We start from the raw sequence: 20,370 nt of genomic DNA, 5'->3' as shown, positions 1-20,370 counted from the left end.
GCAAAACGTGGTGTATGAGAAGGAAGTACCTGAAGGTACCGCTCGCGTATGAGAAGTTGATCTCACGGCTTCAGGCCCGGTATCAGCGCTGGGCAAAAGCAGCAAATTACGGCAATCGCGCAAAAACGTTATGCAAAACAGTCGCTAACAAGTTGCGTATCGTGAGAAATCTTGTACGGATTGCGCGGAGTTGCTACGAGAAAAGGTGGGAGAAAAGGGGGAGAAAAGGAGGCGAAAAATTGAGAAATATTTACGGTGCATTTCGTCGGGGCGATATTTTTGCCTGGGCATTCTCCGGTATTTGCTACGTGCGGTTTTCTTCAGTGCAAATTGCTATGCGTGTTACGGGTAGCGCGCGCTGAGGTTTGATCGCTGCCGGATACACCAGGTGGCACCTGTCCCGTCTTTTGCAGTTGAGCGCTGCGCCGTTCCCATCGATTTACCACTTTCTTCCTAGGGATTTAAAACTTCTCTCCTATGGCGAGCGCGGGCACCGCGTTCAAAAATCAAAGTCGATTGTTCGTAATTCGATCAGGTTGTACGAAATAAGATCAGTCTTTCAAGGTAAGACGACTAATTCATCCTGTGATGTTGTTTTTGCTGTCACACACCGGTTGGTTTTAATTAGCACGGGCCTTGTCTAATCAAGCAGTTTTCACCGAACAAGTGAGTTTACGGCGCTTGGGTATGAGGCAACTGGCACTTATGTGTGCGGTCCATCACTGGTATCGCGCACCAACGTTAAGTCCATCGATACCTCTTTCCATCTGCCGCGGGCTCGGCGGGTAATCTGTGAATCACCAAAACCGGGTGTCGAACCACACCTGAATTAGTCGGATAGCTTTGTCCGAGAAATGGACTTCCGGCTTGTAGATGTTTAAGGAGATATTCATGAAGGCGTATACCCCGATTGCCGCAGCAGTGATGTTTGCGGTCAGCTCAGTAGCCATGGCTGACAACAATGTGGCTACCCAGCTGCAGGACGGTGTTTTGAATAATGCCAGTGCCGACCAGGAGAGCCCAGATTCAGCAAACAATTACATTTTGCAAAAACAGTTCGGCTTCGGAAACATGGCGGATGCCACCCAGGGCGGAACAGAGACTGGCAGTGCCATTTATCAGTACCAGGAAGGTGAGCTGAATATGGCCACTTCTGTGCAAGAAGATGGCTACGATAACCTTGCGAATGTGCGTCAGGTCGGCTTCCTGAATGAGGCTTCTACCTATCAGGCCTTTAGCTACGATACTTATGTGAAGGTTCGCCAGTACGGTGGGTTTAACTACGCGAATACAGACCAAAGCTGGAGTAATTCCAGCGAGATTGCTGTAATCCAGCACGGCTATGGCAACAATGGGGTCGCTTCGCAGTGGGGTACATCCTATTCCAATATCAACATTGAGCAATATGGCCTGGGCAACTATGCCAATACCCTGCAAGTAGGTAGCCACGGTTCCGATGCCTACACATTCCAGTACGGTACCGGAAACAATGCAGTTACGCTGCAAAGTGCCTTCTACAGCGACTCGCTGATCATTCAGGACGGCGAGTACAACACCGCATTCGTCGATCAGATCGGTATTGACCTGAGCCAGACAACCTTGCAACTCGGTGTTGGCAACTTCGCTTCAACCGTGCAGGCCGGTTACAGCCTGAACGCGATGACCACACAAGTGGGTGAATACAACGTGCATAGCACGATCCAGGCGTTTGGTACTGGTGATACCGCGGTGGTATTCCAGGTGGGTACTGCCAACTTTGGCCTTATCGTCCAGTAGTATTCTGGTCTGAAGGCTGGACAAATCTGAAGTTCCAGTAAAAGTGAACTTCCATTAAAAAGGCGCATTCGGAAGAATGCGCCTTTTCGTGTGGCAGTTACTGTGCACTCTGTTAAGTGCTCACTGCCCAAGGGTAAATAGCTGGGTGTTGCCACCGGTGGCAACGGTATTTACCGTTTTGGTTTTTTCGTTTGCGAAGCGGAACAGATAGTGCGGTCCGCCAGCCTTGGGTCCGGTACCGGACAGGCCCATACCACCAAACGGGTTTACGCCAACCACTGCACCAACCATGTCACGGTTTACGTAGCAGTTGCCTGCGTCCACGCGCTTGAAGATGGCGCCGGCGCGTCCTTCGATGCGTGAGTGCAAACCGAAGGTCAGTCCGTAGCCTGTAGCATTAATGCGGTGAATGACGTCTTCCAGCTCCTCGGCCTTGAAGCGAACCACGTGCAGGAATGGACCGAAGACTTCGCGCTGCAACAGGTTGAAGTCTTTAATCTCCACCACCTGCGGGCCGAAGAAAGTACCGTTGGTCGGCTGCTTGGCTGGATCGAACGCAAACAGCGGGTTGGCCTCGACAGACATGCGCTCGCGGTGTGCTTCCAGCAGGCCAAGCGCCTTCTCATCAATTACGGGGCCGATGTCCGTGTCCAGCTTGGCTGGGTCACCGAGAGTCAACTCCTCGCAGGCACCTTTCAGCATGTTGAGGAGGTTGTCTGCGATGACGTCCTGCACACACAGGATGCGCAGCGCAGAACAGCGCTGACCGGCGCTAAGGAACGCCGATTGAATCACGTCGTCCACTACCTGCTCCGGCAGTGCGGTGGAGTCCACGATCATCACATTCTGGCCACCGGTCTCTGCGATAAGCGGCACGATTGGGCCGTCTTTTTCCGCCAACTGTCGGTTGATGTGTTTTGCGGTTTCCGTGGAGCCGGTAAACGCGACGCCCGCGACACGGGGATCGTCCAGCAGCGGTTGGCCTACGGCGGCACCGGTACCGGTAATCAGGTGTAAAACCTGTTTCGGCACACCGGCTTCGTGCATCAACTGAATTGCGCGTGCGGCAATCAGTGGGGTTTGCTCCGCAGGTTTTGCCAGCACGCCGTTGCCTGCGGCGAGGGCTGCAACAACCTGGCCGGTGAAAATCGCCAGCGGAAAGTTCCACGGGCTGATGCACACAAAAACACCGCGGCCACACAAACTCAGTTCATTGCTCTCGCCCGTGGGGCCAGGCAGGGTGGTGGGAGTACTGAAGTGCTTGCGTGCGCCATTGGCGTAGTAGCGGCAGAAATCGATGGCTTCGCGCACTTCGCTGATCCCATCGTTCAGGGTGCGGCCGGCCTCGCGGCAGATCATTGCCACCAGTTCATCTGAGTGTTGCTCATACAGGTCCGCGACTTTATCGAGGATCTTCGCACGCGCATTACCACCCAAACGGTCCCAGCTGCGCTGCGCTGTGTCGGCGGATGCAAAAGCCTGCTGGATCTGCTCGGCAGTCGCATTCGCGGTGTGGCCAACTAGCGCGCCGGTCGCCGGGTTCACTACGGGTAGGTCCGCACTGGCCGCAATCCCATCCACAATCGGGCCACCGCTCCAGGTACTGCTGGCGCTGTCGGCAACTGCCTGCAGTAATGGTGCGGCCGCAAGCGGGTCGGTCAACTCGATGCCGTGGGAGTTTTTGCGCGGCAGGCCCTCATGACCAATATAGATGTCGGCGGGCACCGGGATTTCCGGGTGACGATAGGGGTTGCAGGCTTCGCTTTGTTTCAGCGCGTCCTGCACCAGTTCGGAGACTGGCGTCTTCTCGTCCATAAAACGGTTGACGAAGGAACTGTTGGCACCGTTTTCCAGCAAGCGGCGAACCAGGTAGGGAAGCAGGTCTTTGTGCGCGCCTACCGGCGCATAAACCCGTACCGGGACCGATTTGCCGTGTACCGCTTCGATCTGGTCGTACAGCAGGTGACCCATGCCGTGCAGGCGCTGGAACTCGTAATTGGTTGCGTCGCCGGCCAGTTCGAGAATCAGGCCAACGGTATAGGCATTGTGCGTGGCAAATTGCGGATAAATGGCATCGCGGCCGTCGAGCAGCTTTTTGGCACACACCTGATAGGACAGGTCCGTGTGGCACTTGCGGGTGTAAACCGGGTAATCGGTGAGGCCCATTTGCTGGGCGTGCTTGATCTCGGTATCCCAGTAAGCACCTTTTACCAGACGGACCATCAGTTTGCGGCCGGTGTCGCGGCCAAGGGCGATCAGCCAGTCGGCCACGTGCGGTGCGCGTTTCTGATAGGCCTGCAGTACAAAGCCAAGTCCCTGCCAGCTTTTCAGCTCCGGGTCACGGGCCAGAGCCTCGAAAATGTCCAGGGAAATATCCAGGCGATCGGCTTCTTCCGCATCGATATTGAGGCCCATGTCGTAGTTGGCGGCTGCCACACACAGGGCTTTTACCTGTGGCAGTAATTCGGTCATTACCCGTTCCCGCTGCAGCTCGCTGTAGCGAGGGTGCAGGGCGGAAAGCTTGATGGAGATACCGTTCGCTTCGACTACATCGCGCTTCGTGTTATCGGCGCCGATCGCTTCGATAGCCATCATGTAGGCATCGAAGTAGCGCTGGGCATCGGCCATGGTGCGCGCGCCCTCACCGAGCATGTCGAAGGAGAAGCGGGTGCCGGGCTTGTTTTCGGCCGGGCCGCGCTTCAGGGCTTCCTTAATGGTGCGGCCCAGTACGTATTGCCCACCCATGATTTTCATGGCTTGCATCATCGAGGTGCGAACCATTGGCTCGCCCATACGGCTGACCAGACGCTTCATCCAGGTCGAAGGCTTTTCAGTAATGTCCGGGTCCAGCTCCACGATGTTGCCGGTAAGCATCAGGCCCCAGGTCGACGCGTTTACGAACAGGGAGTCGGATTGACCGCGATGGCTCGACCAGTTCCCGGAGTGCACCTTTTCGGCAATCAGTTTGTCCGCGGTGTCGGCATCGGGCACCCGTAGCAGGGATTCCGCCAGACACATCAGTGCAACCCCTTCCTTATTAGACAGTCCAAACTGTTGCAGGAAGGCATCCAGAGTACCGCGTTTGCTGCGTTGCTCGCGAGACTTGACCACCAGCTCACTGGCCGTTGCCAGGATCTTCTCGCGCAGCGCTTCACCTGGACGGGGGGCAGCCAGTAGCTCACTGACGCATTGGTTCTCGTCGGCGTGCAGGTATTCCCGTGCCTTCTGGCGTGCACTCTTGAGGTCTCCGGAGAAGTGTGTGGGCATAGGTATTTCCTCGAAACTCCCTAGGGAAAACTTGGTCAGAATAAAAAACCGGATTATGTGGGAAATATCCCAGAATTAATCTCCATTTTGGGAAAAGGTGTGGTTAAATGTAGGGGTTATCCGGTTAATTACCAGTAGGGTATTTTGCTATGTCTCGAAAGTTGGAAGATCTGGACCGTATCGACCGTCAGATCCTGCGAATTCTTCAGCATGCAGGCCGTCTTCCCAATGTGGAGCTGGCGCGCCGCGTCAATCTCAGCCCCACACCCTGTCTTGAGCGGGTCAAGCGTTTGGAGCGAGAAGGCTTCATTAAGGAATATGTCGCCCTGCTGGATCCTCTTAAGGTACACGCCGGCCTGGTGGTCTATATCCAGGTGTCCCTGACCGACACCGCCACAGAAGCACTGGAAGCCTTCAACAAGCACCTGTCTAGCTTGGAAGAAGTGCAGGAGTGCCATATGGTGGCCGGTGGCTTTGACTACCTGATCAAAATCCGTATTAAGGATATGCTCGGATATCGCCAATTCCTCGGGGAAAAACTGGCCTCGGTACCCGGTGTGCGGGAGACCCATACCTATGTGGTAATCGAGGAAGTGAAGACTGATACCTCCGTTGCCATCCCGGAGCCGGAGCCGAAAAGCGGCAAGCGCTGAGCCTTGAGCCTCGGGAGGTCCTGTTATGGCGCTGACCGCCACGCAGAGCGCTGACACCGATAACCGCCGCGCAACCCTGTTTGCGCTGGCGGCCGTGCTTTGCTGGTCCACCGTGGCCAGCGCCTTCAAACTGTCACTGCAGTACCTGTCACCACTGCAATTGGTGACCATCGCGTCCATCGTTTCCACGCTGTTTATGGCGGGGGTAATCATTTGGCGAGGCCACACCGCACGGGTTGCCAGTGCCTGGCGCCGGTCCCGTGGATGGTTTATCGCGCTGGGGTTCTGCAATCCCTTCCTCTATTACCTGGTCTTGTTCAACGCCTATGACCTGCTGCCGGCGCAACAGGCGCAGCCATTGAATTACACCTGGGGCGTTGTGTTGGCGTTGCTCTCGGTGCCGGTTCTGAAGCAAACCCTGCGGCGCCAGGATCTTGTGGCGGGGATCGTGTGTTACACCGGTGTTCTGGTGATTGCGACCCAGGGCAACCTGGGAGACTTGCGCTTTGAGCAACCCCTCGGCGTCGCTCTGGCGTTGCTCAGTACCATAATTTGGGCCTGCTACTGGTTGCTGAATACGCGTATTGGTGGCAACGCGGCGGTGAATCTATTCCTGACATTTTGCTGCGGATTACCCTGGCTTGCCGCAGCGCTCTGGTGGCAGGGCGGATGGCAGTGGCCGCCGCTGGCAGGATGGGTTGGTGCTGTTTATGTCGGCCTATTTGAAATGGGCATCGCCTTTCTGTTGTGGCAGGCGGCGTTAATGCACTGTGATAACACGGCGCGCATCAGCAACTACATTTACCTGTCCCCACCACTGTCACTACTGTTGATTGCGCTACTCGTAGGTGAGCATATTCATCCGGCAACGATGGCCGGGCTCGGGCTGATTTTGCTGGGTGTAGCGATTCAGCAGGGTATGGTGAAGGCTATGGCTAAGCGCGTCGCGCGGCGGTTAAGGTTAGGGCGACCGGCAACACGAAACAAATAAATAACAATAACGCTGTCCAGTGAAAATCTTTCACGGGGCGTTGAGTGATGAGCGAGAAATACCATGAATTTTGAACTGTCTGATGAACAACAAATGATCCAGGAAGCAGCCCGCCAGTTTGCCGAGAGCGAACTGAAGCCGGTGGCGGCGGAGCTGGATCATACGGGTAACCGCGAATTGCTTCTGCAAAAGCTCAAGCAGTTGGCGGAACTGGGGTTTATGGGAATCAATATCGATCCCGACTTCGGCGGCACCGGCGCGGGCACCATCGCGTTCGCGCTTGCCATCGCCGAAATTGCACGGGGTTGCGCATCCACCGCCACCACCACCTCGGTAACCAATATGGTGGCGGAAGTGATTCAGGCGAAGGGTACGGAAGAGCAAAAAGGATACTTTCTACCCAAAATATGCAGTGGTGAATACCCCGCAGGTTCTTTCTGCCTGACCGAGCCCGGGTCGGGATCGGATGCTGCCGCCATGCGCACCCGCGCAGTCAAAGATGGCGATGACTATGTGTTAAATGGCAGCAAGCTGTTTATCAGCAGTGCCGAGTTTGCCGGTGTTTTTGTTGTTTGGGCGGTTACCGATGCGGCTGCACCGAAAGGGAAGGGTATTTCCTGTTTTCTGGTGGAAGCCGGTACGCCGGGGCTGGTCATTGGCAAAGCCGAAGAAAAGATGGGGCAAAAAGCCTCGGTTACCAATGAGGTTTCCTTTCAGGATTGCCGCGTGCCCGCCACAAATATGCTTGGTGAAGAAAACCGTGGATTCCGTATCGCTGCCGGGGAACTGGCGGGTGGGCGCATTGGCATTGGTTCCCTAGCACTGGGCATTGGCCTCGAAGCACTGGATTGCGCGCGCGCCTACTTGCAGGAGCGCGAGCAGTTTGGCAAGCCACTGGCCCAGTTCCAGGGATTGCAGTGGCAGCTCGCTGACAAGTACACAGAAATGGAAGCCGCACGCTTGTTGCTGCTGCAGGCGGCCTGGCAGAAAGACGCAGGCCAGCCATTTGGCCCGGCGGCCTCTATGGCGAAGTTGTACGCGTCCGAGAAGGCGAATGAAGCCTGCTATGTGGCGCTGCAAATGCATGGTGGTGTTGGCTATACGAGAGAATATCCGCTGGAGAGAATGGCGCGCGACGTTCGTATTACCACGATCTACGAAGGGACCAGTGAGATTCAGCGATTGATCATCGCACGGCACCTGCTCGACGGCGTGCGTTAAGTTGGAGAAAAATGGTGGCCTTGGCCACCATTTTTTTGCCAGGTGCTAATCGATCGTAGGGTTTTCTGAATATTCAATATCGGTGATGTAATAGGTCACCCAGACCTCGTGTTGTTGAATCTCGATCTCGTCGTCGAGTCGTTTTCCCAATAACGCACGGGCTACGGGGCTGTCCATGGAGATCAGTCCCTCTTTCACGTTGAATTCGTCGGGCCCGACAATGCGGTACTTCACTTCCTTTTCTTCTTCATCCTCCAGCGTCACCCAGGCGCCAAAGAAGACCTTGTCCTTGTCGTCCGGAATACGATCGACAACGGTGATTTCTTCCAGACGTTTGGTCAGGAAGCGTACCCGACTGTCGATCTCTCGCAAGCGCTTTTTGCCGTAGATGTAATCCGCATTCTCACTGCGGTCACCGAGCTTTGCGGCATCGCTGACTGCCTGGGTAACCCGCGGGCGTTCAACTTCCCACAACTGCTTTACTTCGGCACGCATGCGCGCGGCACCTTCTGGGGTGATGTAACGGGAGCCGCGAGGGCGGGGTGGTCGCCAGCGGCCCATTAGTGATGTTCCTCGAGGTTATCGATCTGGATACCGGGCCCGGCGTTTGCCAGCGCAAAGTTAAATACCCGGCTGTAGAACTCAAGCTCGCCTTCCAAGGCCATTTCGATACTGCTGGCGGCGCGGAAACCGTGGCCTTCTTCTGCAAAAGTGATGTATGCCACGGGTATGCCGCGTCCGCGCAACGCGTTGACCATGGTCTCCGCCTGGTTTGGGGGCACCACCTTGTCCTCCAATCCCTGGAAGAAGATTACCGGGCACTCTAACTGTTCGATGTGGTTAATCGGCGAACGCTGTTGGTAGACATCTTCCGCCTGCGGCCAGGGACCAACCAGCTTGTCGAGATAGCGCGACTCGAACTTGTGTGTATCCCGGGCGAGGGTGGTGAGGTCACCAATGCCGTAGTGGCTGGCACCGGCAGAGAAGGTATTGTGGAAAGTGAGCGCGGCCAGCACGGTATAACCACCGGCACTGCCGCCCTTTATCAGCATTCGTTTGGGATCGGCGAGACCCTGTTCAACCAGATATTCGGCGCCTGCGCAAACATCTTCCACATCGAGCAAGCCCCAGCTGTTCTCCAGGCGGTCGCGATAGCTCCGGCCATAGCCGGTACTACCAGAGTAATTGACGTCGAGCACTCCGAAACCCCGGCTGGTCCAGTACTGCACCTTCAGGTTGAGCCCGGCAGAAGTGGCGCCGGTGGGGCCGCCGTGCCCGAAGACAATGACCGGGGGTTTTTCTTCAGTGGGCGCCAGGTAATCCGGGTTATGCGGTGGATAGAAAAAGGCATGCACCTCGCGTTCGCCAATGGTGTAGCTCAATGGCTGTGCAGGGGAGAAATACCTGGTATCCACGGGTACTGAGCTACTGCTGGCGAGAGTGTGAAAGCTATTGCTTGCGCTTGCGTATTGATAAACCGCGGGAAAATCCGTGGTGCCACTGCCGATAAATACGGCCTGATGCTGTCCACAGCGGATGCTTTCAAAATCGCAACCGGGGTGCTCAAGCTGTGAGTGTTGCCCACGCTTTAAGTCGATGCGCGCGAGCTTCCAGATTCCCTGTTGGGTATAGGTGCAGAATATCGTGTTGGCATCCAGGAATCCGTAGGTGGACATGCCGAACACCCATTGTGGTGTTGCAAACTCGGCGTCGATTTCCCAGATTGGTTTGTCACTTCCAGCCCAGTAAATATTCCACCAGTTGGTCTTGTCAGAAACGTAGAACAGGTCTCCGCCGGGCGACCACTGGGGCTGGAAGACGGATTCGCCTTCGCCTCCGGCAATTTTTTGCACCTGCTGGATACCGCCATCTTCGTCGAGCTTGGCGACCAAGAGCTCCGTTGCATCCCATGGCATGTTGGGGTGATGCCATTGCAGGAAGCTGAGCTGTTTTCCATCCGGGCTGAGACTCGGCGATGCATAAAAGTCTGCGCCTTCTGCGAGTACGGCTTGTGCCGGCGTCGAATCACACGCGTTAACCTGGTTGAGGTCGATGGCAATCAATCGCGCCACTGCTTCTGCAGCAGGGACTGAATTATCTTCCTGCACGCAAACAAGGCGGTTACGGGACGCGTCAAATTGCAAATCTGCGTAATGGAACGGGCCCTCCGGGGTAATGGCCTCTGGGGTATTGCCGTCCAGCGGCATGCGGTAAATACGCTGATCGGCCGCGAGCACGAAATAGACCTGACCACCACCGATGGTGTAAACGCCGCCACCATATTCGTGTGCCTTTGAGCGGATACTCAAAGGCGCCGGCAGCAAGTCGCGTGTTTGCGGGCTTGCCGGATCTGAATAGTCGCATTCCACCAGCGCGGAGCGCCCTTTTTCTGTTGGGCGCGACTCCAACCAATATGCTTTGCCCCCGAAGAGCTGAGCTTCACTGAGGCGGACATTACCGCCGGTGAGCAGGTTTGCGGTTATTGGGGATTTCCAGCTGCCATAGGGAGCCCTTGTTGCGCTGGCACGCGTGGACGTAGCGGGAGAAGAGTCATTGCGAGACGGCATAATGTTGAGGCGATTCCTTGTTCTTTTTTCAGTCATTTGCGCGGACAGGTTTGGCAATATTGTACGTCAGCGCTGGTCGGTAACAAGGGTGGCATTGGCGCTTTTCGGCAGCTGATCTTTACTGAATCTATAAACACTAGTTTTTTCTATAGACACTAGTTTTGTCGGCGGTCGCGCCAAACGTTACTGCCGCGCTGGGTATTCGTACAGGGCCTTCACGTATGTATTCACAAGAGTAAAAATAGGTATGCAGGCACTTTCAGATTTTTTCCACTCCGTCATCAGCATAGGCAACCAGATTACCTGGGGCGGGGTAGGGGGTATCTGGTGGGTCGGTATCCTGATTGCCGCGCTGTTACCGGCAGGTCTCTATTTCACTGTGCGCACCGGGTTTATACAGATACGCGGCTTCGGGCACATGATTCGCGTGATGGCACACAGTTTTCATAAAGAAAGTGATGACTCAATTTCCTCTTTCCAGGCATTTGCCACCAGTGCGGCGGCGCGGGTTGGCACCGGAAATATCGCCGGGGTGGCGGTGGCGATTACCGCCGGTGGACCGGGCGCGGTTTTCTGGATGTGGGTTGTGGCGCTGGTGGGTATGGCCACCAGTTTGATCGAGAACACCCTGGCGCAAACCTTCAAGGAAACCGGCGATGAGCCGGGCACCTTTCGCGGCGGGCCTGCTTACTATATCGACAAAGGTCTTGGCCGGAACTGGAAGTGGTTGTCGGTGGCTTTCTCGATCTTCCTGGTGATCTGTTTCGGCTTCTTTTTCAACGCGGTGCAGGCCAACGCCATGGCGGATGCGGTGCGCGAGGCATGGGGTATCAATCCGCTCTTGGTGGGGTGTGCGATCTCCGTGCTGGCCGGTGTTATTGTGTTCGGCGGTATTCACTCCATCGGCCGCTTCGCAGGTATCGTCGTGCCGGTTATGGCGCTGTGCTACATCGCCATCGCTTTCGCCATCGTCATACTTAATATCGAGCGCCTGCCTGAAGTATTTCGCCTGATCATTGGTAGTGCCTTCGGTGCGCAGGAGATGGGTGCGGGGGCATTTGGCGCGGTCATCGCCAATGGTATCAAGCGTGGTTTGTTCTCGAACGAGGCTGGGATGGGCTCATCCCCCAACGTCGGTGCTGCTGCAGACGTTAAGCATCCGGTGGTGCAGGGATACGTGCAGATGGCCTCGGTGTTTCTCGACACCATGATGATCTGTACCGCGACGGCCAGTATTATCCTGCTGAGTGGTGTGGACTATGCCGGTGCCGTAGAGGGCGTGACACTGACTCAGGCTGCGCTCGCCAGTGAGGTGGGGCCCTGGGGGAACGGCTTCCTGGCGATAGCGCTGCTGTTCTTTGCATTCACCTCGATTATTGCCAATTACTACTACGCGGAAACGAATATTTTCTACCTGTGGCATACCCGCGTATCCATCTTCTGTTACCGGGCGCTATATATCTGCTTCATCTTGTTTGGTGCCTGGGTGGCCTACAGCGGCAGTTCGGACAATTTTTCACTGCTGTGGAATATGGCAGATATGTCCATGGGCTTTATGGCGTCGGCGAATTTGCTGGCGATCCTGCTGTTGTCTGGCGTGGCCCTGAAGGTATTTGCCGACTATGAGGCCCAGCTTCGCCGCGGCATCAAGGAGCCCGTGTTTGATGCGCGGGAGCATCACATCCCCGGGGTTGAATTGTCCGTATGGTCACCGGACACGTCCACTGACGGCAAGCCAAAACATCCGAATTAACGCCGTACGCCTGTGACGCAGGCCGCACCCGGCTCTGGGATCTGGTTAGCGGCATTGCTGTGACCAAGTGTGCAATTGGTCGCTCGACCGTTAATACCTTATTCCAGTGAGAACCAGTCCCCATCTGCCGCGAAAGGAATCCCTTAGTCTCGCCTGCATCACTATAAATCTAGCCCCGGTGGCGGCGAGGAATTCATGGCAAACCAGGATAGGTTTCAAATTGTCTCTGCGGGCAAGACCGTACGCGCCAAGGCGCCCCAGGAAGTTCTGCAACAACTGATCAGTGCGTTTTCCATTGGTGCTGAGCAGGGCAAAAAGCTGTTCCTGAAGGGCTGGGTAATCAAAGATCAGCTGTCGTCGGCGCAGGTGGTTCAGTACCGCACGCAATTGCAGCAGCTGGGGCTGAAAATCGAAGTTCACCCCGCAGGCACGTTCGACAATCAAGCCATTCTTGCGCGCCTCAAGTTTGCCCGCCAGCGTGAGGCACGGAAAAGCCAGGGGGGCCAGTCTGCAGTTGATACAAGCCAGCCAGAAGCTGTGTCTGCATCAACGGCCCCCAAAGACAACCTCAACCCCACAGCAACGCAAGGTGTCACGGAATCTGTGGTGCGTGAGGCAGCGCCGCAGCAGGTAAAGCAAGCCGCAGCGAGCGAAGCCGTAAACCAGAAGGCGCCAGATAGCCACAAGAACGGCACTGCATGGAAGCAACTGCGCGGCTTGTTTCAGGAGGAGGTGGCACCTCAGCAGGAATCTGTGGCGTCGCGTATTGCGTTACTCCCGCACATGCTGGCTGCCGCTGTCGTGCCGGTGACGTTTGCGCTGCTGGTGTGTCTGTGTCTGTATCAGCTGGGCATGGCGTTGTGGTCGCTGCCTGCCGCAGCCCTCGCAGGTGAGTTTGGTGCGGCCACCATGTTGAGCGCCGCACTCACAGCACTGCTTGTGCTGTTTGTGGGGGCGGTAGTGGTCTATCCGTTTTACGCTGCCCGCGACTTTTGCGGTGCTGGCGGCACGGACGGAAGCTCTGAAGGCAACAAAGAAGCAGAGCAGGACAATCAGGCGCTGCGCTTGCTCAAGAAAGAAGCCCCGGGTTTGTTTCTGCTACTGGATGTGGTTGAAGATACCTGCGGGCTGGGCATTGCGAGCAAGCAAAAAGGCCCACAAAACCTGTCGAGTGCAGTGGTTGGCACGCAGGTAGTAGTGACGTCTGGATCACAAGTCAAAGTCATAAAGGCGGGCCAGGGGCAATTCCAGTTGTCCCTCGGACTTGCGGCAATTGCCAGCCTGCAGGGTGGCGATGTGCTTGGCTTGATCACTCGGGCGCTCAGCTATTACCGAGACCGCTGGAGCCGTCTGGCTACCGAGCTATCTGTTGGTACCGCCCAGCGCTTACAGAACATGCAGGACGCATTCGAACAGGAGCGCTCCATTTTCGGCCGCGATGAGAGTGTCATTACCCCGCTGCGACCGCTGCACCGTGTGCTTGCTCTGTGCGGTCATGCACTGATCCCGGTTGTGGAGCGCCTGCAGAGTATGCACGCGCGCTTGAGTGGGCGTTTGGGACGCCACCTGGAGGCGCAAGCGGATAGAACCGTGGCGCATTTATTGGGCAGCGATGGTTTTCAGGGTTTCGCGGAACGCTGGAACTACCTTGTCCATTCAGACCTGATCTGTAGCGAGATTAACCGCGAGGCGCAATTGATCGGCAAGAAGCTGGCCGACGTACCGGGCGCTGTTCGTTGGATGTATAGCAATCTCAGCAATGAAGACAAAACCGGCATCGATGCCGCTATGGGGCAGGAAACGGAGTTCTGGCCAACCGACGAACCCGCGGGGCACCAGCGGATTGCCGCGGTAGAGGCGCAGGATTACCCGCCTCAATTACAGCGCGTCGACTTTTCACTGCAAAAGCTGTTTGACGATTTTGCCGAGCTGTGCGGCCGGGTTAGTCGGGCGGATGGTGACGAAAGCTGCCGCCCGGTAGAAAACCGTTTGCTGCTGGAGTCGGACAAGGAGAGCGAGGCAGCACAACAGGTTTTGCTGGAGTATTTCAACCGGGTAATCCCACGGGATTTCCTGCATCTCGAGCTCCCCAAGAACAACGAGTTGGCGGAGCTAGACCTGCAGGCATCGATTGACTGGCTGCGTTCGCGCTTGCTCGACCTGCAGGAGCTGGAACAGCGTCGCGCACAACTGCAGCTGAGTGGCGCACGTATTCAGGTTGGCGCGGCGCTGGTACGGGCGAATTTACGGGTTGATCCGCGCAGTTACGACCTGAGTGGTACTACGCCATCTGCTGCGGACGAATCCATCCGTGATAACCGGGTGCGTCTCGGCGAGTGCCAGCAGCAGCGACACTCGATTCACAGTCTGTTTTATCAGCGTATCACGCACACCATTGTCGCGATGGAAGCTGGCACCCGCACGAGTGCTGAAGCGGCAGTTTCACGCTTGCGTGCTTTCGACGCGCTGGCCGAGCCGCTTACCGTACTGGGTCGCTATGGCGATGTGGTGTGCGAACTGATTGAACGCTTGCCGAATCAGGAGCTGCCGCAAGCTTTGTTGCAAAAGTACCCGCAGATCGTCGGTGAACAGGTGCGCAAGCTCAACCAGCTGGTTGCAAGCACTGGTGTGGTGATGAGTGCACCGCAGCAGCAAAAGCTGTCTGCCTGCGGTGAAGGGGTTATTGCGCTGTCGGTGAATGGGCGCAAGGACGAGCTCGCCAGCGGACTTCAGGCGCTCGAACTGCGGTGCAAGACGGTTTGTGGCGTTGTGCAGGAAGCTTATCAATTGGAGCTGGCTCGCCTGCTGAAACTATGCCTCGAAGAAGAGAAGCGGCTTAAGGTGAAACCTCTGCGTCTCGCGGCAATTTCTGCCTAGTTTGACCGCTAACCCAGTTGGCCCGCTAAATTGGCAGCCTCAGGGCTAGCCAGGCACTGTCCGGGCCGGGGCTTAGCCCCCGGCGAGTTTCACCTGATAGCTTTTTGCTTCGAGAACTGCTTTGATCTCTTCCCGCTTGTCGCCCTGAATCTCTATCACGCCATCCTTTAGCGCGCCACCACAGCCACAGCGTTTCTTAAGCTCTGCCAGCAATAGCTTGAGCTCGCTATCGGTGCCTTCTATACCCCGCACGCAGGTGACTCCTTTGCCTTTGCGTCCCTTGGTCTCGCGCTGGATGCGCACGATGCCATCGCCGCTATGGCGCTTTTCTGCAGGCTTATCTTCTTTGATCCGGCCGCGGTCAGTGGAGTATACAAGTCGGCTTTTGTCGCGCATGTCAGTTCCCGGTCAGTCAGCTCATTCAGTGAAAAAGGGGAGGAAATAGGGATCCCGGAAGAATCCGGTGGCGAAGGATAGCGGATACGGTGGAAGCGGACAAAGCTGTGGCGTATTCTGCGACTCTGAGGTCGGCTAGAATGTCACCCAGTTCAATAAGGCGAAAGGCTCGAATTCATGGCGCTTACCGGGACCCGCAAACGGCTGAATGAAATTATATTCGGCACCGATTCGCCTGCGGGTAAGTATTTTGATGTGTTCCTGATCTGGGCAATTCTGCTCAGCGTTGCGCTGGTACTATTCGCGTCAGTGGAATCACTGTGGGTACGTTTTGGGGAGACGTTCTATGCCCTGGAGTGGTTTTTCACTGGGCTGTTCACGGTGGAATACTTGTTGCGTATTTACTGTGCGCGAGACCGCCGCGAATATGTCACCAGTTTCTATGGCGTCGTCGATTTACTGGCAATCCTGCCCAGCTATCTCGCTTTGATTTTTACCGGCGCCACCTATTTGATGGTGATCCGCTTGCTGCGGGTGCTGCGGATCTTTCGCGTGCTCAAGCTGGTGCGCTATCTGCGCGATGCCAATCTCCTGGTGCGCTCACTGTGGCAGGCGCGTCGTCGAATCCTGGTGTTCTACACCAGTGTCCTGGTGCTTTGCATCATCTTTGGCAGCGTCATGTTTATCGTGGAAGGGCCGCGGCATGGCTTTACCAGTATCCCGAAAAGCATCTACTGGACTATCGTCACCATCACCACGGTCGGGTTTGGTGATATCACGCCGCACACCCCCCTGGGGCAAGCCATTGCATCGATGACCATGCTGATTGGTTATTCCATCATTGCGGTTCCCACCGGGATTGTCACCGCCGAACTGGCGCACGAACTCGGGCGAGAGAAGCAGCTTGCCCGTTGTCATAACTGTGGCAAAAGTGGGCACGACGCCGACGCAGAGTACTGCAAGCAGTGCGGCTATCGCCTTGAGGACTTCGAAGAGCCTGCCGACGAGGAGCCCTAGGGCTGCGCTTAACAGCTATCTGGCGATCCGTTATCCTTGCGCCCCTTTGGTCTCATCGATGGCCCCATCTATGTCCCGATCGATTCTCGCGCTGAACTGCTGTCTGCGGCAGATCTCAGCCTCCACCATCAACTGGTAACTGTACCCAATGGATATTCAGGGATATTGCGCCCCGGGCTTCGAGGCCCTGTACGACGCTTTTGCGGCAAACTTCCGCGATCACGGTGATGTGGGTGCGTCTTTTTGCGCAGTGCAGGAGGGCGAGGTCGTCGCTTCGCTCTGGGCTGGCACCACCGATCGTGCCGGCACACAGGACTTCGAGGAAGATACCCTCGTCAATGTATTCTCATCGTCCAAGGGCATTCTTGCCCTTATCGCATTGCAGCAGGTCGCTGCGGGCAACCTGGACCTGGACCTGCCTGTGACCGAGTATTGGCCGGCCTTTGCGGAAGCGGGTAAATCGACGATCACCGGTCGCCAGCTACTGAGTCATCGCAGCGGGGTAATCGCGTTTTCCGAGAAAGTCGCCGAGGACCTTATCTACGATTGGCAGCGGGCCTTACAGCAGGTAACGGTAACGGCACCCTGGTGGGAGCCCGGCAGTCAACAGGGATATTCTCCTTTCCTGTACGGGTGGACCCTCGGCGGATTGATCGAAGCAGCCAGTGGTCTCAGTGTGCGGGACCTGTATCGCAGCGGCGTGGGTGATCCACTGGCGCTGGATGGCGGTTTCGGCGCAGTGGGGCACCGCTCCTCGCGGGTTGCCGATGTAGGGCCATTGAAAAAACCTCTACCGGAGCTGCGTGATAATGCGATCGGCCGCTCCATCAAAGAAGATCGGCAGGGCCCGGTGGCTACGGCGTTCACCAACCCGGTTTCGCTTATGATGGGTACCAACGGTCATGCGTGGCGAAGTGCGTTGATTCCAGCAGCCAATGGTCATTTCAGTGCCCGTGACCTGGCAGCAGTCTATGGTGACCTTGCAAGTGATAACCCCCAATTGCTCGCAGCGGAAACGCTCGCACAAGCGACGCAAGAGCAAACCCGTGGCCAGGACGCCATACTGCAAACCGATGTCGCTTTTGGTTGTGGTTTTTTGAAGTCGGGTAGTGCGCAGGATCTGGCGTTTGGTGGCAGCAGGGGGTTTGGTCATCCCGGTGCCGGGGGCAGCGTTGGCTTTGCGGACCCGGAGGTGGAAGTGGGGTTCGGTTACGTGACCTCGCGTATGGGGCAAAGCCTGTTTATGGATCAACGGGCGGTTGGGCTGAAAGACTGCTTGTATCGACTGATATAAGCGAGACAGCTTGAGCAAACACTAGTGAGTGAGCGGTAATGAGTAAAGAAGTAGAGCAGTTGGTAGCACGTATTGATGAGCTGGAAACGCGCCTCGCGTTTCAAGAGGACACCCTCAGCCAGCTCAATGACACCATCGCCAAACAGGACGCGCAGCTGCGCGCGCTTGTCGGGAATATGAAAGAGGTGTCCGAGAAGTACCGAGACCTGGCGTTTGAGATGAACAAAGGCGGTAAGCCCGGCGACGAGCGCCCACCGCATTACTGATTCCCTGCAGCTGGAGAGTCGGGTGACTCGCCAGCTCGACCTACACCTCACTGACATGCAGACTTGCATCTGCTCTCCCGGCGGTTTCCATCTTTGCGCGGTTTTCTACGCCAATTTCTGGAAATTTTGCAAAATTTGATTTTTCCCTTCTTGTTTCCCCTTGACAAATCTTTTCCACACAGGGTCGGTGCATAAATAAGAGGCCCTGTGTTTCACTTATTCGCCGGCATTTTTCGCTCCATGCTTGCTAACGTATTGATTTTACTAGTAAAAAATTGTGGGGCAAAAAGTGTGCAATATGCTGGGGGCAAGGAATGCCGCCACATCGAGCCGTATTTAGCATATTCATGCACAGAGTTATCCACAGAAGCTGTGGAAGAACGGATTACAGGCAATTACACGAGGAGGGCCTCCAGCTGTGGAAGGCGCGAATCAGCGCCGGCATGGAAGTCCGGATGAATGTATGAATCGATATCTGGATTGTCGTGGGCTGTGCCCGAGAGCGCCGTTCCCAGCGCATGTCAGCCAGCAAAAAAATAGAACCGCGCCAATGGATTAACCCGCCATTTTGGGATCTAGGCAGTAGACCTAAGCTGACTTTCCGCATAGTCTTCGTGCCAGTGACGAGGGCGGTTCAGCGTGCAGTCAGCTTGACTCAGCGACACTGCCAACAAATTTCACCCGTCATCAGTAAAAGCGTTAGGAGAAGCTTAATGAAAAAATGGGTAGCGATTCTTGCCCTGGGTTCTTTGGTTGGCTGTACCACCCTGGACCCTTATACCCAGGAAAGCAAAACCAGTAATGCGGCCAAGGGCGCAGGTGCTGGTGCAGTGGCTGGTGCCATCATTGGTGCGGCTACGGCGAGCAAAAACGATCGCAAGAAAGGCGTTATCACCGGTGCGCTGGGCGGCGCTGCGGTGGGTGGTGGCATCGGCTACTACATGGACCGCCAGGAAATGGCTCTGCGCCAGCGTCTGGAAGGCACGGGTGTTCGTGTACAGCGTGAGGGCGACAATATCCGCCTGATCATGCCGGGCAACATTACCTTTGCTACCAACCGTTATGAAATCCGTTCCGATTTCTATGACACCCTGGATTCTGTGGTACTGGTACTCAATGAGTTCGACAAAACCGCAATTCGTGTGAGTGGCCACACTGATAGCACCGGCTCAGATGTCACCAACCAGAACCTGAGTGAACGTCGTGCCAGCTCCGTTGCCAACTTCTTCACTACCCGTGGTGTGGCGGCCGGTCGTGTTCAGGCCGTTGGTTACGGCGAGCGTTACCCAATCGCCAGCAACGACTCCGACGCAGGTCGTCAGGCGAACCGCCGCGTAGAACTGGAACTGTTACCACTGCAATAGTTACTTGGAAAAGGGCGCCCCGGCGCCCTTTTTTGTGTGCGTCTGAAACGTACATAAATCGTCAAGGGAGTGGCAATGACCGTTACTGGTAAAGGATTGCGTCGCACTAGGGCGCGCGGCCTGGGCGATGGCCCAATGCGCATGCGGGTTCTTTTCCGCAGCTGGCTGTTTTTGGCGGCGCTTAGCCTGTGGTGCGGTGTTGCTCACGGCAGTGACAAGCCGGGGAACTTCACCGATCTATCGGCTGAGATCCATCAACAAGTTGCCTCGGTCGAACTCGTCGCCCAGGTTGAAATTGTTGCAGTGCACCGTTTGTTGGATCGAGCCCTTTCCGAGCCCGGGATGGCGGCGGTATCCGGCTACCTGTACTCGGCGATTGCGCGAAAAGTCTGGAAGGGCGCAACACACAAGCAGCTAAGCTTCCAGCTTAATCTTGGTGACTGTGAGGAAAAGCTGGCCTTGGGAGCGCGATATTTGATATTTGCCAAGCGCAATACCTTCGGCGAAATGGCGCTTTCCGGCTGCGATGCCGCCATTGTTGAAAGTGATGCGACGGGCGTCCTCGCCCAGCTCCACCAGTACTACCAGGGTTGATCTGGTTACTCTACGTAGGCCCCGCGTAAGTCCGGCGTCGGCCTTATAGCGCGCCCCGCATGTCCCGTCAGATGGTGGCATAGCATTCCACATAATATCCCCGTGCGCTTTTAGAACCATAAATACTTGAACAACGGAACAATGTTCCTTGAAGTGCAGCAAATGGGGATTATTCTTATCAGTATTGGCGTGGGCTTCTTCGATGAAGTCGGGTCTCGGTGGTCCAGTACAGCGCCAACCGGCAACGGCGAGGTAGGTGCCAGGTCTGCGGATACTACCAGGCTGTGCGTCTTGCCTGATCGTTTCGAACTCTTTCTAACCGACGAGGGGTCCA

15 protein-coding genes are annotated in these 20,370 nt (G+C 56.2%); 11 read left to right on the top strand and 4 right to left on the bottom strand.

The features are described from left to right. Nucleotides 1-891 precede the first annotated feature (891 nt). Nucleotides 892-1,776, top strand: a complete 885-nt coding sequence (locus AS89_RS0103170; RefSeq protein WP_010130881.1) for a hypothetical protein — start codon at nt 892-894, stop codon at nt 1,774-1,776. A gap of 120 nt (nt 1,777-1,896) precedes the next feature. Here AS89_RS0103170 and putA read toward each other — a convergent pair whose 3' ends face one another. After that, entirely contained in the window at nt 1,897-5,043 is a 3,147-nt protein-coding gene (gene putA / locus AS89_RS0103165) for a bifunctional proline dehydrogenase/L-glutamate gamma-semialdehyde dehydrogenase PutA (RefSeq protein WP_010130880.1), read from the bottom strand. 149 nt (nt 5,044-5,192) lie between these two features. Here putA and AS89_RS0103160 point away from each other — a divergent pair, with 149 nt between their 5' ends. The 3 genes from AS89_RS0103160 (at nt 5,193) to AS89_RS0103150 (ending at nt 7,908) form a co-directional block, all read left to right on the top strand. Next, nucleotides 5,193-5,696, top strand: a complete 504-nt coding sequence (locus AS89_RS0103160; RefSeq protein ID WP_010130879.1) for an Lrp/AsnC ligand binding domain-containing protein — start codon at nt 5,193-5,195, stop codon at nt 5,694-5,696. Nucleotides 5,697-5,721: 25 nt separating this feature from the next. Beyond that, nucleotides 5,722-6,687: a DMT family transporter gene (locus tag AS89_RS0103155; RefSeq protein ID WP_010130878.1), complete on the top strand. Its 966-nt coding sequence runs from the start codon at nt 5,722-5,724 to the stop codon at nt 6,685-6,687. A 63-nt stretch (nt 6,688-6,750) separates the two neighbouring features. Further along, complete coding sequence (locus tag AS89_RS0103150; RefSeq protein WP_010130877.1) at nt 6,751-7,908, top strand: acyl-CoA dehydrogenase family protein; 1,158 nt, start codon at nt 6,751-6,753, stop codon at nt 7,906-7,908. Nucleotides 7,909-7,953: 45 nt separating this feature from the next. On the opposite strand, the gene greB is transcribed toward AS89_RS0103150, so the two are convergent. Then, on the bottom strand, nt 7,954-8,469 hold the full coding sequence (gene greB, locus AS89_RS0103145) for a transcription elongation factor GreB (protein ID WP_010130876.1): 516 nt from the start codon (nt 8,467-8,469) through the stop codon (nt 7,954-7,956). Further along, on the bottom strand, nt 8,469-10,475 hold the full coding sequence (locus AS89_RS0103140; protein ID WP_050901632.1) for a S9 family peptidase: 2,007 nt from the start codon (nt 10,473-10,475) through the stop codon (nt 8,469-8,471). The genes greB and AS89_RS0103140 overlap by 1 nt, the downstream gene beginning before the upstream one ends. Nucleotides 10,476-10,722: 247 nt before the next feature. Between AS89_RS0103140 and AS89_RS0103135 the strand changes: the two genes are divergently transcribed. Beyond that, nucleotides 10,723-12,228 (top strand): alanine/glycine:cation symporter family protein, encoded by a 1,506-nt coding sequence (locus tag AS89_RS0103135; protein ID WP_010130873.1) that lies wholly within the window; start codon nt 10,723-10,725, stop codon nt 12,226-12,228. 195 nt (nt 12,229-12,423) lie between these two features. Next, entirely contained in the window at nt 12,424-15,105 is a 2,682-nt protein-coding gene (locus AS89_RS0103130) for a hypothetical protein (RefSeq protein ID WP_010130872.1), read from the top strand. Between the two features lie 72 nt (nt 15,106-15,177). Here the strand turns inward: AS89_RS0103130 and yciH are convergent, their stop codons facing one another. Then, complete coding sequence (gene yciH / locus AS89_RS0103125) at nt 15,178-15,501, bottom strand: stress response translation initiation inhibitor YciH (protein ID WP_010130871.1); 324 nt, start codon at nt 15,499-15,501, stop codon at nt 15,178-15,180. Between the two features lie 177 nt (nt 15,502-15,678). Here yciH and AS89_RS0103120 point away from each other — a divergent pair, with 177 nt between their 5' ends. The 5 genes from AS89_RS0103120 to AS89_RS0103095 all read left to right on the top strand — a co-directional run bounded on the left by AS89_RS0103120 (nt 15,679) and on the right by AS89_RS0103095 (nt 20,036). Next, nucleotides 15,679-16,518, top strand: a complete 840-nt coding sequence (locus tag AS89_RS0103120; protein WP_010130870.1) for an ion transporter — start codon at nt 15,679-15,681, stop codon at nt 16,516-16,518. Between the two features lie 148 nt (nt 16,519-16,666). After that, nucleotides 16,667-17,812: an EstA family serine hydrolase gene (locus tag AS89_RS0103110; protein ID WP_010130869.1), complete on the top strand. Its 1,146-nt coding sequence runs from the start codon at nt 16,667-16,669 to the stop codon at nt 17,810-17,812. 38 nt (nt 17,813-17,850) lie between these two features. Beyond that, a complete protein-coding gene (locus tag AS89_RS0103105; RefSeq protein ID WP_010130868.1) occupies nt 17,851-18,078 on the top strand; it encodes a SlyX family protein in 228 nt (75 codons plus the stop codon). Between the two features lie 713 nt (nt 18,079-18,791). Continuing rightward, the gene (locus tag AS89_RS0103100; protein ID WP_010130866.1) at nt 18,792-19,442 is read left to right on the top strand and encodes an OmpA family protein; all 651 of its coding nucleotides are present in this window, start codon (nt 18,792-18,794) and stop codon (nt 19,440-19,442) included. A gap of 75 nt (nt 19,443-19,517) precedes the next feature. After that, on the top strand, nt 19,518-20,036 hold the full coding sequence (locus AS89_RS0103095; RefSeq protein WP_010130865.1) for a hypothetical protein: 519 nt from the start codon (nt 19,518-19,520) through the stop codon (nt 20,034-20,036). Nucleotides 20,037-20,370 lie beyond the last annotated feature (334 nt).

It is taken from the genome of Microbulbifer agarilyticus S89 (assembly GCF_000220505.1).
GTDB classification, from domain to species: domain Bacteria; phylum Pseudomonadota; class Gammaproteobacteria; order Pseudomonadales; family Cellvibrionaceae; genus Microbulbifer; species Microbulbifer agarilyticus_B.
This window is presented reverse-complemented; position numbering and strand designations above follow the sequence as displayed.

Excerpts from the sequence above, each read along its gene's own strand:
- greB (WP_010130876.1), bottom strand. The coding sequence starts at position 8,469 with ATGGGCCGCTGGCGACCACCCCGCCCTCGCGGCTCCCGTTACATCACC.
- AS89_RS0103150 (WP_010130877.1), top strand. The coding sequence starts at position 6,751 with ATGAATTTTGAACTGTCTGATGAACAACAAATGATCCAGGAAGCAGCC.
- AS89_RS0103095 (WP_010130865.1), top strand. The coding sequence starts at position 19,518 with ATGACCGTTACTGGTAAAGGATTGCGTCGCACTAGGGCGCGCGGCCTG.
- yciH (WP_010130871.1), bottom strand. The coding sequence starts at position 15,501 with ATGCGCGACAAAAGCCGACTTGTATACTCCACTGACCGCGGCCGGATC.
- AS89_RS0103160 (WP_010130879.1), top strand. The coding sequence starts at position 5,193 with ATGTCTCGAAAGTTGGAAGATCTGGACCGTATCGACCGTCAGATCCTG.
- AS89_RS0103135 (WP_010130873.1), top strand. The coding sequence starts at position 10,723 with ATGCAGGCACTTTCAGATTTTTTCCACTCCGTCATCAGCATAGGCAAC.
- putA (WP_010130880.1), bottom strand. The coding sequence starts at position 5,043 with ATGCCCACACACTTCTCCGGAGACCTCAAGAGTGCACGCCAGAAGGCA.
- AS89_RS0103120 (WP_010130870.1), top strand. The coding sequence starts at position 15,679 with ATGGCGCTTACCGGGACCCGCAAACGGCTGAATGAAATTATATTCGGC.
- AS89_RS0103155 (WP_010130878.1), top strand. The coding sequence starts at position 5,722 with ATGGCGCTGACCGCCACGCAGAGCGCTGACACCGATAACCGCCGCGCA.
- AS89_RS0103170 (WP_010130881.1), top strand. The coding sequence starts at position 892 with ATGAAGGCGTATACCCCGATTGCCGCAGCAGTGATGTTTGCGGTCAGC.
- AS89_RS0103140 (WP_050901632.1), bottom strand. The coding sequence starts at position 10,475 with ATGCCGTCTCGCAATGACTCTTCTCCCGCTACGTCCACGCGTGCCAGC.
- AS89_RS0103130 (WP_010130872.1), top strand. The coding sequence starts at position 12,424 with ATGGCAAACCAGGATAGGTTTCAAATTGTCTCTGCGGGCAAGACCGTA.
- AS89_RS0103105 (WP_010130868.1), top strand. The coding sequence starts at position 17,851 with ATGAGTAAAGAAGTAGAGCAGTTGGTAGCACGTATTGATGAGCTGGAA.
- AS89_RS0103110 (WP_010130869.1), top strand. The coding sequence starts at position 16,667 with ATGGATATTCAGGGATATTGCGCCCCGGGCTTCGAGGCCCTGTACGAC.
- AS89_RS0103100 (WP_010130866.1), top strand. The coding sequence starts at position 18,792 with ATGAAAAAATGGGTAGCGATTCTTGCCCTGGGTTCTTTGGTTGGCTGT.